General features: G+C 43.1%; 16 protein-coding genes. 3 read left to right on the top strand and 13 right to left on the bottom strand.

Annotated features, from left to right (window positions below; all coding sequences use genetic code 11):
• Positions 1 to 6 precede the first annotated feature (6 nt).
• The 5 genes from dapD to fadH all read right to left on the bottom strand — a co-directional run bounded on the left by dapD (position 7) and on the right by fadH (position 4696).
• Entirely contained in the window at positions 7 to 720 is a 714-nt protein-coding gene (gene dapD / locus AC4EHK_RS05440) for a 2,3,4,5-tetrahydropyridine-2,6-dicarboxylate N-acetyltransferase (protein ID WP_490977767.1), read from the bottom strand.
• A gap of 67 nt (positions 721 to 787) precedes the next feature.
• Entirely contained in the window at positions 788 to 1663 is an 876-nt protein-coding gene (ccpC, locus tag AC4EHK_RS05435; RefSeq protein ID WP_490977766.1) for a transcriptional regulator CcpC, read from the bottom strand.
• Entirely contained in the window at positions 1653 to 3131 is a 1479-nt protein-coding gene (locus tag AC4EHK_RS05430) for an MDR family MFS transporter (protein ID WP_490977765.1), read from the bottom strand. The genes ccpC and AC4EHK_RS05430 overlap by 11 nt, the downstream gene beginning before the upstream one ends.
• 250 nt (positions 3132 to 3381) lie before the next feature.
• Positions 3382 to 3825, bottom strand: a complete 444-nt coding sequence (cbpB, locus tag AC4EHK_RS05425; protein ID WP_490977764.1) for a cyclic-di-AMP-binding protein CbpB — start codon at positions 3823 to 3825, stop codon at positions 3382 to 3384.
• A 103-nt stretch (positions 3826 to 3928) separates the two neighbouring features.
• Entirely contained in the window at positions 3929 to 4696 is a 768-nt protein-coding gene (gene fadH, locus AC4EHK_RS05420; RefSeq protein WP_490977763.1) for a 2,4-dienoyl-CoA reductase, read from the bottom strand.
• A 184-nt stretch (positions 4697 to 4880) separates the two neighbouring features.
• On the opposite strand from fadH, the gene AC4EHK_RS05415 reads away from it, so the two are divergent.
• Positions 4881 to 5342: a YkyB family protein gene (locus AC4EHK_RS05415; RefSeq protein WP_490977762.1), complete on the top strand. Its 462-nt coding sequence runs from the start codon at positions 4881 to 4883 to the stop codon at positions 5340 to 5342.
• Positions 5343 to 5384: 42 nt separating this feature from the next.
• Here AC4EHK_RS05415 and AC4EHK_RS05410 read toward each other — a convergent pair whose 3' ends face one another.
• The 5 genes from AC4EHK_RS05410 to ykzS form a co-directional block, all read right to left on the bottom strand.
• Entirely contained in the window at positions 5385 to 6245 is an 861-nt protein-coding gene (locus tag AC4EHK_RS05410; RefSeq protein WP_490977761.1) for an NAD(P)-dependent oxidoreductase, read from the bottom strand.
• 213 nt (positions 6246 to 6458) lie between these two features.
• Entirely contained in the window at positions 6459 to 7682 is a 1224-nt protein-coding gene (locus tag AC4EHK_RS05405) for a hypothetical protein (RefSeq protein WP_490977760.1), read from the bottom strand.
• A complete protein-coding gene (locus AC4EHK_RS05400) occupies positions 7679 to 8833 on the bottom strand; it encodes a DUF58 domain-containing protein (protein ID WP_490977759.1) in 1155 nt (384 codons plus the stop codon). Before AC4EHK_RS05400 ends, AC4EHK_RS05405 begins: the two co-directional genes overlap by 4 nt.
• Positions 8834 to 9769 carry an AAA family ATPase gene (locus AC4EHK_RS05395; RefSeq protein ID WP_490977758.1) on the bottom strand — a complete coding sequence of 312 codons (936 nt, stop codon included), beginning with the start codon at positions 9767 to 9769 and terminating at the stop codon, positions 8834 to 8836.
• Positions 9770 to 9792: 23 nt separating this feature from the next.
• Positions 9793 to 9981 carry a protein YkzS gene (gene ykzS / locus AC4EHK_RS05390; protein ID WP_490977757.1) on the bottom strand — a complete coding sequence of 63 codons (189 nt, stop codon included), beginning with the start codon at positions 9979 to 9981 and terminating at the stop codon, positions 9793 to 9795.
• Between the two features lie 200 nt (positions 9982 to 10181).
• On the opposite strand from ykzS, the gene AC4EHK_RS05385 reads away from it, so the two are divergent.
• Both AC4EHK_RS05385 and AC4EHK_RS05380 read left to right on the top strand, forming a co-directional pair.
• The gene (locus tag AC4EHK_RS05385; RefSeq protein WP_490977756.1) at positions 10182 to 10796 is read left to right on the top strand and encodes a CPBP family intramembrane glutamic endopeptidase; all 615 of its coding nucleotides are present in this window, start codon (positions 10182 to 10184) and stop codon (positions 10794 to 10796) included.
• A gap of 60 nt (positions 10797 to 10856) precedes the next feature.
• Positions 10857 to 11558 (top strand): DUF8580 domain-containing lipoprotein, encoded by a 702-nt coding sequence (locus tag AC4EHK_RS05380; protein ID WP_490977755.1) that lies wholly within the window; start codon positions 10857 to 10859, stop codon positions 11556 to 11558.
• Between the two features lie 62 nt (positions 11559 to 11620).
• Here AC4EHK_RS05380 and AC4EHK_RS05375 read toward each other — a convergent pair whose 3' ends face one another.
• From AC4EHK_RS05375 to AC4EHK_RS05365, 3 genes are all read right to left on the bottom strand, one after another.
• Positions 11621 to 12064 carry a MarR family winged helix-turn-helix transcriptional regulator gene (locus AC4EHK_RS05375; RefSeq protein ID WP_142826163.1) on the bottom strand — a complete coding sequence of 148 codons (444 nt, stop codon included), beginning with the start codon at positions 12062 to 12064 and terminating at the stop codon, positions 11621 to 11623.
• Between the two features lie 90 nt (positions 12065 to 12154).
• Positions 12155 to 13504 carry a TrkH family potassium uptake protein gene (locus AC4EHK_RS05370; protein ID WP_490977754.1) on the bottom strand — a complete coding sequence of 450 codons (1350 nt, stop codon included), beginning with the start codon at positions 13502 to 13504 and terminating at the stop codon, positions 12155 to 12157.
• Between the two features lie 292 nt (positions 13505 to 13796).
• The gene (locus AC4EHK_RS05365) at positions 13797 to 14975 is read right to left on the bottom strand and encodes an anti-sigma-I factor RsgI family protein (protein ID WP_490977753.1); all 1179 of its coding nucleotides are present in this window, start codon (positions 14973 to 14975) and stop codon (positions 13797 to 13799) included.
• Positions 14976 to 15008 lie beyond the last annotated feature (33 nt).

Raw genomic sequence — 15008 nt, 5'->3', positions numbered from 1 at the left:
CACCGATTACAGCTGTCTAAGTTCTTGCTTGATTTCTGTTTTTGCACGTGTTTTTGCATCCATCAATTTCAATACGCGTGCTGGCGTGCCGCCTACTACTGAGTTTTCAGGAACATCTTCGATTACGATTGCTCCTGCTGCGACTACGGCGCCTTTGCCGACGCGAACGCCTTCAAGTACAACTGCGTTGGCACCAATCAAAACATCGTCTTCAATGATGACTGGAGTTGCAGATGCTGGCTCGATAACGCCAGCTAATACAGCACCTGCTCCAATGTGGCAGTTTTTGCCGACCGTTGCGCGGCCGCCCATGATTACGCCCATGTCAATCATTGTTCCGTCACCGATGACAGAACCAATATTAATAACAGCACCCATCATGATGATGCAGTTATTGCCAATTTCCACGTTTTCGCGGATAAACGCACCGGGTTCGATGCGGCTGTTGATATTTTTCATATCAAGCAGCGGAATAGCAGAATTTCTGCGATCGTTTTCCACAACCGAATCTTCAATAACAGCGGCATTTGCTTCCAACGCTTTCTGGATATCTGTCCATTCGCCGAATACAGTAATTGAACTGCCTTCTCCAAATACTTTAGAGTCTGTGCCGTAATCCAAATCAGCCACTCCTTGGCCTTTTATGTATGCTTTTACAGGTGTCGCCTTTTTTGCATTTTGTATGTACGAGATTATTTCGTTTGCATCCATCTGTTTCATCAATAAAAACCTCTTTCTATAAGTGATGTTGTTATTATATCTGATTCAGCATAAAAATTCATCCGCTTCACCTTAATAAAGCGGCATGTTTTTCGACTATATCGACAAATGCCTCTACTTGGCGCAGTTGAAAAGCAGATTCATAGCCGATTAGCCACGTATCCCGTGTCAATTCCAGTTCTTCTTTGTTGTTGGTAAGCGGCATCATGTGCACATCCTCTGTGCCCGTCAATGTAATTGACGGCAGGATGGCGTAGCCGATTCCGTTGATCGCCATCTGCTTGCAGGTTTCAATTTGGTCGACCGTTATTTGCCGTTTTGGATTGGAAGCAAAATGCTTTTGCCACCATTGCTGGATCTCCTCGTAATAATTCGAGTCACTTTTAAACTGGATAAAGGGCCGCTCTGTCTGAAGCAGTTCTTCAAGCGAGCGAATTTCTTTGTCGACCAAATACAGAGTATCTTTAAATAAATGATGCTTTGTCCCTTTCCAATCCGTATGGCCACGCACAATTCCGATATGGGCTTCCCCATCATAAAGCGAACGAACGATTTCTGAGCTCCATCCTGTAATCAACTGGATTTTTGCTTCCGGATAAAGTGTCACGAAATCCTTCAGTACTTTAGGCAACCAATTTTGGCCGATGATTGTTGCGCAGGCAATTTTCAAGGTACCATGCACTTTGGAAGTCAATGTGTGCAACACTTCAAACACTTCTTCTTTTCGCAGGATAGTCTCATTGGCGTATTGAATGACCAGTTCTCCGGCAGGTGTTGGCGATAATCCTTTTTGCGAGCGAATAAACAATTGTTGGCCCCAATCCTTCTCAATGGATTGAAGACGCTGTGATAAAGCGGGCTGCGACAAAAACAGCCGTTCTGCCGCTTTTCTCATATTGCCTTCTTCAGCCAATACTTTAATAATGAGTTCTTCATTTGACATGGCTCTTCTCTCCTTTTTGACCCCGAAGCCCGAAGATTAAGATAAAACTGACGATCGCGAAAGCCGCAGTGGCCAAGTATACATTTTGAAGCGCTCCGGCCAGTGCTTGCTGCAGAAAATCCAGTGCTTCGGCAGAAATGCCGGCGCGGCTGTCAGCACTCAGCAAATCGTTGATGGAGCTTAGAGAGTAATTTTGGCCACTGTCGGCAAACGAGCGCAGCAAAGAACTGTTCAAGACACTGCCAAGCAAAGCCACACCAATGGTACTGCCCAAGTTCCGCATAAACATATTCGAAGCAGTAGCCGATCCGCGCTGTTCATAAGATACTGCCGCCTGAATCGACACGATAAATGCGGTGCTGGTCAAGCCCATGCCAATGCCTACAAAAAAGCTCGACATGGCGGCCCACAACGGACCGAAGCCAGGCTGCATCAAGACAAACAGCAAGGTACCAACGACCAGAAAAGCGCCGCCTGCCAACGATGTTCTAAAGTAGCCAATTTTCAGTAGCAGCCGCCCGGAAAAGAAGGACGCCAGTGGCCAGCCGATTGACATAGCGGTTAAGGTGAATCCGGCAATGGCTGCTGGCTGCTCCATTACGCCTGTTACATAAGTAGGCAAATAGCTGGAGATGCTGATTAAAATAACGCCGGTGGCTAATGAAACAAGGTTGGCGTAAAGTATCGTTTTGTTCCGCCATATCTCAAAAGGCATCATCGGATCGACTGCCTTTTGTTCCACCCAGATGAATAACACAAAAAACAATAAACTGGCTGACAGCAAAATCAACGATTGCCTGGATAGCCAGTCAAACGACACGCCGCCTTCCACCAATAAATACAGCATTGTTGATAAGGCAGCCGTCAACAAGGCCGCTCCTTTGTAATCAATAACTGGTTTTTTCTTGTTCACGGGCTCTTTCAAATACAGCAGAACACCAATCAAAGATAAAACACCAAGAGGCAGGTTGATCCAAAACACATATTGCCACCCAATAGTTGCGACAAGAATCCCGCCGATTGCAGGGCCTGTAACGGCGGAAATACCCCAGACACTGGATAAATACCCTTGAATCTTCGCCCTTTCGTCACTCGAATAAATATCACCGACAATCGTCGTTGCAATCGGCATGACTGCGCCTGCGCCCATCCCCTGAACAAACCGGTAGAAAATTAATTGTTCGATCGAATCCGCAAAGCCGCACAATAGAGAACCAAATAAGAACAGCAACATCCCTACTGCGAATATACGCTTTCGCCCAAATATATCGGACAGCTTGCCGTACAAAAGGACCGTCACGGTGCTCATCAACAAATAAGACGAGAATACCCAACTGTATTTTGAAAATCCACCCAATTCAGATGCAATGCTTGGCATGGCAGTCGACACAATCGTCGCTTCAACCGCGCTGACAAACATAGCCAGCATTACAGCAACCAAAACAAGCGGCCTTTTTGTTTTATTCATTTTCCAAACCTCTTTTCAACTGACAACACAAAGCGAAAACGCCCTTTTGGATTGCATCGACACAGCCCTAATGGCTTATGTTCCTGTCATCAGGGCGCTGGAGTTCAAAAACTATGTAGTAAAGCGGCAAAGATTGGTCGGAGCTCTGAGTTGGTCTTTCAACAAAAAATGAGAAGCTCCACTTTTACAGCTTAATTAGCTTTTTAAGCATAAAAAAGGCCTCTAGAACGAGACCTTCTGCGATGCTTGGTTAAATTTTTAATTGATAAATTTGTTTTTTCAACTTTTTCAACACAACACGCCGCGTCAAGATTCCCATGAACATTTCTTCATCGTCAATGACACACAGAAAATTTTGGTTGATGACCATATCCAGCGCTTTTTGAAAACGTTCGTTAATGTGGATCAAAGGCAAGTCTTTTTCCATAATATCTTCCACGCGGATATCAGAAAGCCGTTCGTATTCTATATGATCCATTCCGAGAATTGCATCAGTAATCCGTTGTGCATTGATCAAACCGCGAAAGCGATATTTTAAATCCAGTACCGGAATGGCTGAATAGCCCGTCTTCGTCAACACGAGTAACGCATGTTCGGCACTATTGCCCATTTGAACATGTGCAACTTTTTCGGAAGAAATGATATAGTCTTCGATCGGTGTATCCAGAAAATCTCTGCTTGGTAATGAAATCATGTACTCTACTCCTTTTGCATCGCTTGTATTAGATGCCATCCATTCAGACTTCATCATAACACATCAGGATTCCTGAAACTATTTAATTGGTGCACAAAATACCTTAAAAAGGAAATTTGTTCAGCCATTGGCCGCCGTCCAAAGTAACGATTTCTCCATTCATGTAAGAAGCTTTATCCGACATAATAAAAGCAGCAAGCTCCGCTACTTCCTCAGGTTTTCCGAGTCTGCCAAGCGGAATTGACTCCAACGTCCGTTTGGCTGCTTTCTCGGATTCCCAAAGTTTATCAGCTCCGCCGGTCCGCTCGATGGGTCCAGGGGCAATGCCGTTAATCCGGATGCCAAACTGAGTTCCCCATTCAACTGCAAGTGTCCGCGTCAAAGACATAACACCCGCTTTTGCTGCAGCTGAGTGTGCAACACCTGCTCCGGCATTCCAAGCATAAGTGGCTAACATATTTATAATATTGCCTTTCGTACCGTTCTCTATCCAGTAATTGCCGACTGCATGAGAACAGAAAAAAGTGCCATTTAATACAATATCAATTACCGACTTCCAGCCATTTGGCGATAGTTTTTCTGCATGCACAATAAAGTTGCCGGCAGCATTGTTGACCAGTCCATCGATTCTTCCAAATTTTTCGTGTGCGAACTGTACCATGGCTTTCGCATGTTCGTGTTCTCGTACATCCATTTGAAACACTTCAACTGAGCCACGGCTTCCTGTAATCGCTTTCACTGCTTCGTTTAATTTGTCCATATCACGCCCTGTGATGACAACATTGGCACCTTCTGAAGCGAACTTTTTAGCCATATGCAGCCCCATGCCGCTCGATCCGCCTGTAACAATAATCGTTTGATCCGTAAACATGCAAACATCCCCTTTAAATTAGATTACAACCAGTGATTTTAGATCTTTTCACTTGTATTCATTAGTTCTACAAAGCGAATGGATTCCCCTTTTTTCACATATGCCCCTTGAGTATACAGTGACTGAAAATTTTGATATGATGGAGATGAAAATATCAATATTTTTAAATGAAAGGAATGAGTCCATGTCTGCTGCTAAGTCTGATTCAGATATTGCACAAGCCATCTTCACAGTTAATCGGCATGCAAAAACTGCCCCCGACAATCAATATTTGTATGCATTGAAAAAAGAAGCATTAAATCTTATGATCGAAAAGCAACGCGCTAAAAAAGTCGGTTTGCACTTCAGCAAAAATCCTCAGAAAAGCCAACAACAATCTTCCGTCCTCGTAAAATGCGGCAATTACTATTTTCATATGCTCCCGAAAAAAGACGATTTTTCTTCACTTGAGCATTTAGGCAATCTGGATGATACATACCGTAATCCACCAAGCCGAATGAATTTAAAAGTGGCAAAAGAAATTTTGCGGACTTTGACCGGATTAGAGCCGCAGAAAAAAGAAGCGGCTGTCTCCAATTTTACCAAGTCCTACCAGCCCCGGCAACTTGACCGGTTTTATTCGCCGAAAAAATCTTATTTTGACTAAAGCTGAACTTTAGCCGGAAACCTTTATAGGTTTCCGGTTTTCTTATGCATCATAATGCCGGATCAAGGTCTGTGTGCCGTTATCTTCATATCCTTGGGCTGCCACTTCTTCGTACATGCTAAGTGACAATCGAAGGCCCGGCAAATTCAAACCCCAGTTTTCTGCTTCTTCTGCAGCAATTTTCATATCTTTAATAAAATGCTTAATGTAAAAGCCCGGTCGAAAATCTTCGTTAATCATTTTCGGTGCCAAATTCGACAATGACCATGAGCCGGCTGCCCCGGAAGATATAGAACGCAAGACTCGTTCTGGATCAAGACCTGCTTTTTTTGCATAGACCAGTGATTCACAAACTCCCATCATATTGTTTGCGATGTTAATTTGGTTGCACATTTTAGTATGTTGTCCAGAACCCGCTGGGCCTTGAAATACCACGTTTTCCCCAAATAGGTTCAGCAAAGGACTAACTTGTTCGAAAACTTCTTTTTCACCGCCAACCATAATGGATAGAACCGCATTTCTGGCACCTACATCCCCGCCAGATACAGGAGCATCCAAGGCATGTAATCCTTTTTCAGCCGCTGCTTCAAAAATCCGCTGCGCCAACTGCGGCTTTGAAGTTGTCATATCGACAAGCACTGACCCGGTCTTCACATGGTGAATAATGCCTTTATCACCAAAATAAATTTCTTCAACATCGGAAGGATAACCGACCATGGTGAAAATGACTTCACTATTTTCAGCAACTTGTTGAGGCGACTCTACTAAAATAGCACCTGCTTCAATCAGGTTTTCTGCTTTTTGGGCCGTTCTTGTATAGATGAAAACCTCATGCTTATGGTCCAGTAAATGTTTGACCAGGCTATTGCCCATAACTCCAGTCCCAATAAATCCGAGCTTCATATGTATTTCCTCCTTCTGTATCTATCTTCAGTTTAGCAAAAATCTTCAGGATATTCACTTTTCTTTTTAAAAAGAACATATTGTACATTTTTTACTTATTTCCCACTCAAAAAATGCAAAAAAAGAAGCCGACCCGTATAACGGACCGACCACAAAAGGGGGAAATGAGAATGTTGCTGTGTTCTTGTATATTATGCCCTTCTTCCAAGTTCTTTAAACATGTTCATTTAAATATTTCCTTTTTATTTCTGTAATTTCGCCGATAAACTCCATGGCCTGGGAGTCTGGCAATTGCATGTCTCCATACCGGACCCGATCATAAGTCTTGAAAAAAGAATCGGTTACGTCCCAGTGCAGTCTTGCTGTCCATTCACGGACCGTCTCATATTTTTTGCGTCCCACTTGCTGTTCTGTTGCCAACATCTCCAATTCCCGAAAAGCCTCCCGAATTTGATGGAGATCCAGATTCTGGCTATGAGGTGCAGCCGGCCTCGGCACAAGCTGCTCTACTGAGGCGTGGTCATGCCTGGTAATGCTGACCTTATTTTCTTCCACCGGTTCTTGTGAATCAGGTTTTATTTTTCGCACCCAATACACCAATGCTATGGCGCATGCCAGTACTGCAATGCCTAAGAAGATTTCAACGGGAAAATCGGTCGGTACGGCTTCGCTTACTGCCAAATCGTTTTGAACAGCTTCTGCATCCGGACCCAGTTTTTCGATCGTCTCCTGCATTTCTTCCTCAGTCGACAGAGCCGACAAAAACTCAGTGACCTGCTCAAGAACCAGAGCAAGTGGCCAAAACAACAGTTTTATCACGCCTCCAACAGCCCAACCAGCCAAACTCCGAACTTCATCAGCAATCCAAAATATACCGATCGCCGCAACTGCAGGGAGAATGGCAAGCGTGCCAAAAGCACCGACAACTTGGCTGAACCGCGCACCATCAGCCTTAGAGTGAAGGTAGCTGTATACCAAGTGCAATGCTACATAAAACAACACCGCAACAGGGACAAGAGTGAAGAGTAAACGGCTTGACAGCGGTTCCGGGTTCAGCAGTAAAATAACCCAGATGATGCTGAAAACTACCAGAAACTTCATCAAAAATTGGGAACCGTGATTAAACCCTTCATATCGGACTGAGTAGCGGACATGGAGCAAGTAAACAGATAGCATGCTTAAAATCAAGGCCAGCCATAATGCCATCCCTCCGGTCCACATAACAGCCGCGGCAACAAGTGCAATACCGACGACCCACGTTACTCGATACGTTTTTTTTGAAAACAAAAAATAAGAACTACACGCCATCAGCATGGCTGCCAACAGCCAAATCCAAACTACCGGCAATGCCGTCTCACTAGAAACAAAAACCAGAACCATGGAAATAATAAAAGCATCCAACATAAAATAAATGGCCGATACTAAGCGCGCCGTCATGCCAAATCACGTTCCTTTCCGCCCAGCAAGACCGTTAATTCTGTTTGGCTGCTCCATTTGGTAATAAAATGCACAGCCTCTTTCGGCTCACCGGTCAATAGGTAGGTCGTGTAAGGCAATTCTGTGTGGATGTCCAAATGTCCAAGCATCGCGCGGTAAGAAAGTGTAGCGCTGTTTTTTGAAATGATCGACAGCAATTCCAATGCCTGCTGGCGTTGCTTCTGGCCTTGTCCCGCAGACAAATATAAATAAGGCATCTTACCCGCTGAGCGAATATTTATCGCCAGTGCATACGGCACTCCCGCACGAAAGCAATTTTCTACGTACGAAGCCAATTCTTCAATTCGCTCTTCCAAATCGTGGATGGTCCCATAAAGAGCAGAGACGTTCAGTGCAAACAGCATCGATTCATTGGCCACTTGCGAAAAGATTTTGGTTTGGTAATTCTGCATTCTGACGCTGGCTTTCCAATGAATTTGATTGAATTGATCTGTTGAGACATAGTCGCGTGTGCCGATCGGCTGAAAAGCATCATCAAATAGGGAATGCCGCAAATTGAATTGGCCAGGCTTGTGCCGGGACGGCGTGGAACGAAAAGGGTAATTTTGCAATTTAGGAAAAACGAGCTGTTCTTGTAAAATTGCCAGTTTGTACTCCAGAGTCAAACTGCCTTCTCCAAATGGCTGCGGAATAAGTACCTCCATTTTTTGGATGCGTGACAGCCCTCTCTTTTTGCCTGTAATGGGCACCTCGATTTTAATGGTTTGCTTGCTGCCAACGGTAAAAGGCAGATCAAGCTCAACCAGGTCTCCGTAACTTGCTGCATCTATTTCTTTTGGTTCCACTGCATCGTAAAACCAAATTTTCAATTGGCCTCCCCAAATTGGCAAGCCGTCATTTTTAAAAACGAGCTCCCAAGAAGAATCCCCTCCGTAAAGCACGCGTTTGCGCATCCGTTCATTTTGGAACAGCAGCTTCTTCCCGGCATACTCCAAATAAAGGAGTTGCAATCCGACTACTGCTGCGGCAAAACTGATGACCGCTGCCGCCAAAAACTGCAAAAATGCCATAGCCATAAAAAATAAGACCAGTAAAAATCCTAGTACCCATTTCATATTTTTCGTATCGTCAGTATGACGGATCCACACCATCTAAAATGCCTCTACCGGTGAAGGCACTGAATTTGAAATTTCGTGTAAAATAGCACGTGGCTCATGAACAAGCATGCCTTCAGCAGTCAGCATCAAACGGTGGACTGCGACAGGTTCGAGTATGTATTTCACATCATCCGGCGTTACAAACTGCCGTCCTTCCACAAAGGCTTTCCCTTGAGCAGCATGAACAAGCGCCAGCGCCGCACGGGAACTTAAACCCAGCTCAATGGAAGGATGTTCGCGAGTAGCCCGAACCAGCGCCAAAATATAGGTTTCGATGTCTTCGTGAACCGCTATCTTGCTAGCATCAATTTGCCATTGCTGAACATCTTCGATGGATGCCACCGGAAAAATTTCTTTTTTATGGGAAACATTGTCGCGGAAGTTCCGGATGATGGACAGCTCTTCTTCGTATTTGGGGTAACCAATTTCCAATCGAAATAGAAAACGGTCCAACTGTGCTGCAGGAAGCGGAAAAGTTCCCTGCTGTGATTCGACTGGGTTTTGAGTAGCGATGACGATAAACGGATCTGGCAATTGGATGGTTTCCCCATCGATCGTTGCCTGTTTTTCTTCCATCGATTCCAACAAGCTCGACTGCGTCCGCGGTGTTGCACGATTGATTTCATCCGCCAACAGCAGATTGGTTTGGACAGGCCCTGCACGCAGCTCGAACTCTTGAGTTTGCGGATTAAAAAAACGAATGCCGGTCACGTCTGACGGCAAGACATCTGGTGTGAATTGAATTCGTTGAAAACGGCCGGCAAACGATCCAGCAAATGCTTTAGCCATCCATGTCTTGCCTGAACCCGGTACGCTTTCGAGCAAGACATGCCCCCCTTGAATCAAAGCAATTAGCATAAAATCAATTTCTTTTTCTCTGCCGACTACCAATCTGTTCAACTGCGCTTTAGCTTTCGTTAATTTCTCCACATTATCCCCCGCTTCACTTTCATTTATTTTGATGGTTCCACTGTGTATGTATAGACAGTAGTTCCATGGTGATAAGCTGTACCTCTGAAATGCTTGAAATCTTCTCGTGCAATCAAGACGGTGCGAAAATCCAGGAAATCTTCTTTCGCAATTGTAATGGATTCGAGTTCCCCATTTTTCAAATTTTCGAGTTGCTGGTTATAGTCATTCATGAATTGTTCCCCTTTTGCCTTAGTTTTAATGAGCCCTTCTGTTATAATACTAGACGAATGAACATTATCGATTTTGGCTAGTATTTTTGAAAGCCACCCTAATATACAGATGCTAAAGATCTGTACTAGGAAATAGTATACAGTAAACAAACAAGTGGGACATCTTTGTCCTTGCAGCTGTGATTTTTAGGAGGATTTACATGATTAATTTTTTGAAACAGCATCCTTTGATTTTGATGCTGCCCCTGGCTTTTTATTTATATAATTTAGCATTTGAAAACACCGCCATCTTCTGGTATATGTATACATTTGCGATGCTGATCCTTATGTCACTCGCTATTATATTCGTCAAGATTTTCGATGAACTCGTCACGTGGAAATCACTCATTTATGGCTTAGGTTATGGAACTGTTCTTTATGCCCTTATTGCTGGTGGATTTCAACTGGTGCTGCTTTCTCCTTTTAACATATCCGGGCCAGTAGCCTCCTTTTTGTCTGCATTTGCGCCGGTTTCGATTTGGCATTATCTTCTCCTGATGTTTATCATTGTGCCAGGTGAAGAAGTTTTTTGGAGGGGCTTGGTCCAACAAAAATTGAAGAAATACTTGTCCACTCCACTTTCGATTTTGATCAGTTCCATTCTTTTCGGCTCTGCCCTAGCATTAAGCGGGTTTTGGCCGGGTGTAGCAGCAGGTATCTCAGCAGGCTTGATTTTGGGTTTGCTTTACGAATGGAAAAGGAGCCTGCCTCTTATCATTGTTGCTCATCTTGTTATGATTATACTCCTATTCCTTGTTTTGCCTCTTCCGGTATAAAATGAAACATTCCTCCTTTTCGAACGTCTACTAGACAAACCGATAAGGAGGAATTTTTTTATGAAGAAGCATTTATTTTTATTATCATCTGTCCTGACGGTTGGCGTCGTTCTGGCAGCTTGTGGATCGTCTGATACTGCCGAAGAAAACACTGGGTCTTCTCCTGACGAAGCGACTGAAGAAGTAGTAGCAGAAGAAACAGACGATAGTGTACCAGCTGAAGAAACTGCCGAAGAAACGGAAGACAGTGAGTCGGCTGATGAAACAGATGAAGTGACAGATGACAGTGAGCCCGCTGGTGAAATTGAAGAAGAGACAGATACTGAAGACGCTGATCCCGCCGGCACTCTGACACAAAGTGATGGACAAAATTATGAATTGTATGTTCTTGACGGCTACGAACTAACTGCTGAAGAACCTAAAAAAGATTCGCTTTTCGCCGTTGATAATTCTGCCGTCTTTATGCGCATCGAGACTTTTGCTCCTGGAGAAATCGATTTTACAGCCGCTGAGGAAAACATGATCCAGACTCTTCAAGCTGTAAATCCGGAGGAAGAACCTGCTGAAGTTACAGGATTTGACGGAGAAGATTTTGATCAATCTACAGCATATGAAGTGCCAAGCACCGAAGGCACCGTGACCGGTATTGTTTTTGAAAACGAGAACCTGTTGGTGCGCTTGACAATTTTTGATGACAGTACTGTCAATGCCACAGAAAATTTTATCGCTATGGGAAGTACGATCGATTCACCGGAAGAATAAAACTAAACTTCTTTCTTACACATACAAAAGGCCTTCCGACTTGCGGAAGGCCTTTTGTATGATTAGTAAGATAAGTCTTTAATGGATAACCCCAATTTTTTCATTAATTCGATTGCTTGTTCTTTCTCTTCACTTGATAACGCATCTGTGAGCTCGTGCAATTTCTTTTCGTGTTCCGGGAAAATCTGTGCCATGAACTCTTTGCCTTGCTCCGATATCTCAGCATAAGTCACACGTCGATCGCTCGGACAATTCACTCGGGTAATGTAACCTCTTTTTTCGAGCTTATCAATCACATAGGTAATCGAACCGCTTGCCAACAGAATTTTTCCACCTATTTTTTGCAGCGGCTGTTTTCCTTTATGATACAGAAGCTCCAAGACAGCAAATTCTGTCGGATTGACTCCGCTTGCCTGAAAGAAATGATTGGTCTGTTCGGTAATGGCTTTATGTGCACGCGACAGCACAATAAATAATTTTAGTGATTGTTTGATTTCTTCGTTCATGCTATCCACTCTTTCCACTGTTTAAGCTACGTTACACTAATTATAGTCTTTATTCATTAAAATAACATCTTCCAAGATTCGTTCAGAATATTAGCCAATGATTACACGCTCTTTTGGATAATGGAACTTTGTTGGGTCTGTTTTGCCGCCGATTGTAAAGAGGAATGAAATCAAACCAACTCGCCCCACAAACATCAGCGCCATAATGATAAACTTCCCGGGTTCTGAAAGATCACTCGTGATGCCCAAAGACATTCCGCATGTTCCAAACGCTGATGTAATTTCAAATATAATTTCGACAATCGTTGCCTGCGGCTCGGTAATAAGCAATGTGATCGTTGCCGTCAATACCATGAAAACTGCTAGAAAAATAACGGCAAACGAACGAAAAACATCAATCAATTCAATTTCGCGCTTGAAGATTTGGATGGTGTTTTTCCCACGTGCAAAGTTTATCAAAAACAGGATGGCGATGGCAAAAGTCGTGGTCCGGATCCCACCTCCTGCAGAACTTGGAGAAGCCCCAATAAACATCAATGCACTCATAAAAATATTGGTCGCCTCGCTGAATTGCGTAATATCGACTGTTACCAAGCCACCAGAACGCGACGACACCGAATGGAAGATTGCTGCAAATGCTGTTTCGTGCCAACTCATTCCTCTAAATGCCCGAAACGATTCCAATAGCAGAATACCAATGGCTCCGACAGCCAATAAAATAGCGAAAATACTAGTCGTGATTTTCGTAAACAACGAAAAACGGAAATGCTTTTGTTTGTTCGACAAAAATTCTTTTACTTCAATCAAAACCGGGAAACCAATAGCTCCTAATATGATCAGAATCATGTTAATGATTTGAACGAAATAATCATTAAAGTAAGGCACCAGGGATTCTCCAGTAATATCGAATCCTCCGTTTGTTGTGGCAGTTATAGATCCAAAAACGCCGTGAAGCAATGCTTCCTGAAACGTTGGAAAATATTGCGTAAAGTAGAGCGTTAAAATAAGTGCTCCAACCGCTTCAATCAACAGTAAAATTTTTACGATTTCCACAATCAATTTTACAACACCCGACATACTCGATTGATTATGGTCCACCATTATTAATTGGCGCTCACGCAACCCGATGCGTTTACCGACAAGAAGCCAAAAAAACGTCCCTATGGACATAATGCCAATGCCACCCAGCTGCAAAATAAACATCAAAACAACGATACCGAAAGTGGTATAAGTATCGACCACGTTTATAACAGTCAAACCGGTTACGCTCACAGCGCTTACAGCTGTAAACAGGCTGTCAATCAAAGGAATCGTCATTCCAGGTTTATGGACATTTGGCAACCTTAGTAATAAGAAGGAAATGGCAATTGCGACAAAATAATACGAAACAATCGCCTGGGCAGGTGTAAGATTCCGCACTTTTTGAAATGTTTTATTCATAAGACATAGATTCCCTTCAACGTTTTACTCTCTCCCCATTCTATGAAAAGAATAGATAAAAAGAAAGAGAAATCGAAAATCTATTTAGCTATAAGCAGTTGAATTTGCGAATGGGTCTGATTTCTACTACTTTAAGTTCACGTAAAGATGATTGCTCTTGTGCAAAAGGACTAGCCATACGGTTTTTGAATAGCTCGTGAATGTCTAGAGCTTTCATAATTAGAAACTTGCTTTTCTACCCATTCACTAGGAGACTTGAAACAAAATACCGAAAAAGAGTAGAAAAAATTTCCTACTCTTTTCCGTTATTGTTTTGCTGGTTTTTCTGTTTAGCGGCATTGTCTTTTTTCTCTTGCTCTTTTTGCTTTTCTTTGCCGGGTGGCTGTTTTTTATTTTTTTCTTGTCCTGACAGATTACGGGATTCTTTCTCTACAGTGGAACTAGTGGCATTGGGAGCATCATCCTTTTTTTGCTGGCGTGGCGCTTCACTTTCCTTCTGTTCGCTCTCTGCTGGTGTTTTCTGTTCTTCTTCTCCAAAAGGTACTTCTTTTGGTTTAGGTTCTTCATGCTGTTTTTTCACTGGAGGGGTATTCTCATTTTTTTCTGATGGTTTATCCTTCATATTAGTTTGTTCGGGTGTTTTTTGCGGTTCTGGCTTTGCAGCCTCACTTTTCTTTTCCACGATTGGCGGAACGACTTTCTTTTCTGGAGATTTGGGTTCATTCGTTTCTTTTTGAATAGTTGTTTCTTTGCTTTCATTGTTTTGTTGAATTGGATCTTCTGCTTTTTTATCGTTTGATGTTTCTTGTTCGTTTATTGAACTTTCTTCTTTCGGAGTAGAATTTGGTTCACTTTCTCTTACAGGAACCTGAACTTCGGGTTCTTTTTGTATTTTTAAGGTTTCAGCTTTATCAATCAATTGGCCCATAGGCACAAGATCTTCTTTCGATTGACGCCATTGTGCCCGAGTAGCCTCTTTCATTTGAATCGCTATGTTTTCATTTTTTGCAACTGAAGATAGGGCTAAAACAAATTCTTTTATAGACCGATCCAGATTGTTGCCATCTTCTTCAACCGAAGTAATGGTGATTTGTTGAGTTTGTTCAGTTACAGCCAACACAAACACGCGATCCAAGACACTCGTCACCGAATCATTTTTCCAGTTACCCAATTCGTGAATCAAGTCATGTCCATCGCTGTTCAGCTCTCGAATCGAAACAACCTCATACTGGTCATTGAGTCCCAGTTCAATGCCTGGATTGATTTCAACCTGAACATAATTAAATGCCTCTTCCTTTGGAAATGCTAAAGCAGATACAAAGAAAGCAAGGGCTGCTACTGCTGCTAACACTGGAGCCATAGCTGACTGCCAGCGAAGCAATGGTTGTTTTTCGAATGGATAAAAAAAGGCTTCTTCTCCTATTAAAGGGGTGCCGGTCGGCGTTCCTCGAACAAATTCACCATTTTTCACTAGAAATACCGAGCGGTCTTGGTTTGATTCAAT

This window comes from Planococcus sp. TJ-307, from assembly GCF_058268435.1.
Note: the sequence above shows the minus strand (reverse complement) of the source record. Positions and strands in the feature narration are given on the sequence as shown.

Coding starts and splice junctions, on each gene's coding strand:
- AC4EHK_RS05375 (WP_142826163.1), bottom strand. CDS start 12,064: ATGAACGAAGAAATCAAACAATCACTAAAATTATTTATTGTGCTGTCG.
- AC4EHK_RS05370 (WP_490977754.1), bottom strand. CDS start 13,504: ATGAATAAAACATTTCAAAAAGTGCGGAATCTTACACCTGCCCAGGCG.
- ykzS (WP_490977757.1), bottom strand. CDS start 9,981: ATGAATGACTATAACCAGCAACTCGAAAATTTGAAAAATGGGGAACTC.
- AC4EHK_RS05410 (WP_490977761.1), bottom strand. CDS start 6,245: ATGAAGCTCGGATTTATTGGGACTGGAGTTATGGGCAATAGCCTGGTC.
- AC4EHK_RS05415 (WP_490977762.1), top strand. CDS start 4,881: ATGTCTGCTGCTAAGTCTGATTCAGATATTGCACAAGCCATCTTCACA.
- fadH (WP_490977763.1), bottom strand. CDS start 4,696: ATGTTTACGGATCAAACGATTATTGTTACAGGCGGATCGAGCGGCATG.
- AC4EHK_RS05385 (WP_490977756.1), top strand. CDS start 10,182: ATGATTAATTTTTTGAAACAGCATCCTTTGATTTTGATGCTGCCCCTG.
- AC4EHK_RS05405 (WP_490977760.1), bottom strand. CDS start 7,682: ATGACGGCGCGCTTAGTATCGGCCATTTATTTTATGTTGGATGCTTTT.
- ccpC (WP_490977766.1), bottom strand. CDS start 1,663: ATGTCAAATGAAGAACTCATTATTAAAGTATTGGCTGAAGAAGGCAAT.
- AC4EHK_RS05430 (WP_490977765.1), bottom strand. CDS start 3,131: ATGAATAAAACAAAAAGGCCGCTTGTTTTGGTTGCTGTAATGCTGGCT.
- dapD (WP_490977767.1), bottom strand. CDS start 720: ATGAAACAGATGGATGCAAACGAAATAATCTCGTACATACAAAATGCA.
- AC4EHK_RS05400 (WP_490977759.1), bottom strand. CDS start 8,833: ATGGTGTGGATCCGTCATACTGACGATACGAAAAATATGAAATGGGTA.
- cbpB (WP_490977764.1), bottom strand. CDS start 3,825: ATGATTTCATTACCAAGCAGAGATTTTCTGGATACACCGATCGAAGAC.
- AC4EHK_RS05380 (WP_490977755.1), top strand. CDS start 10,857: ATGAAGAAGCATTTATTTTTATTATCATCTGTCCTGACGGTTGGCGTC.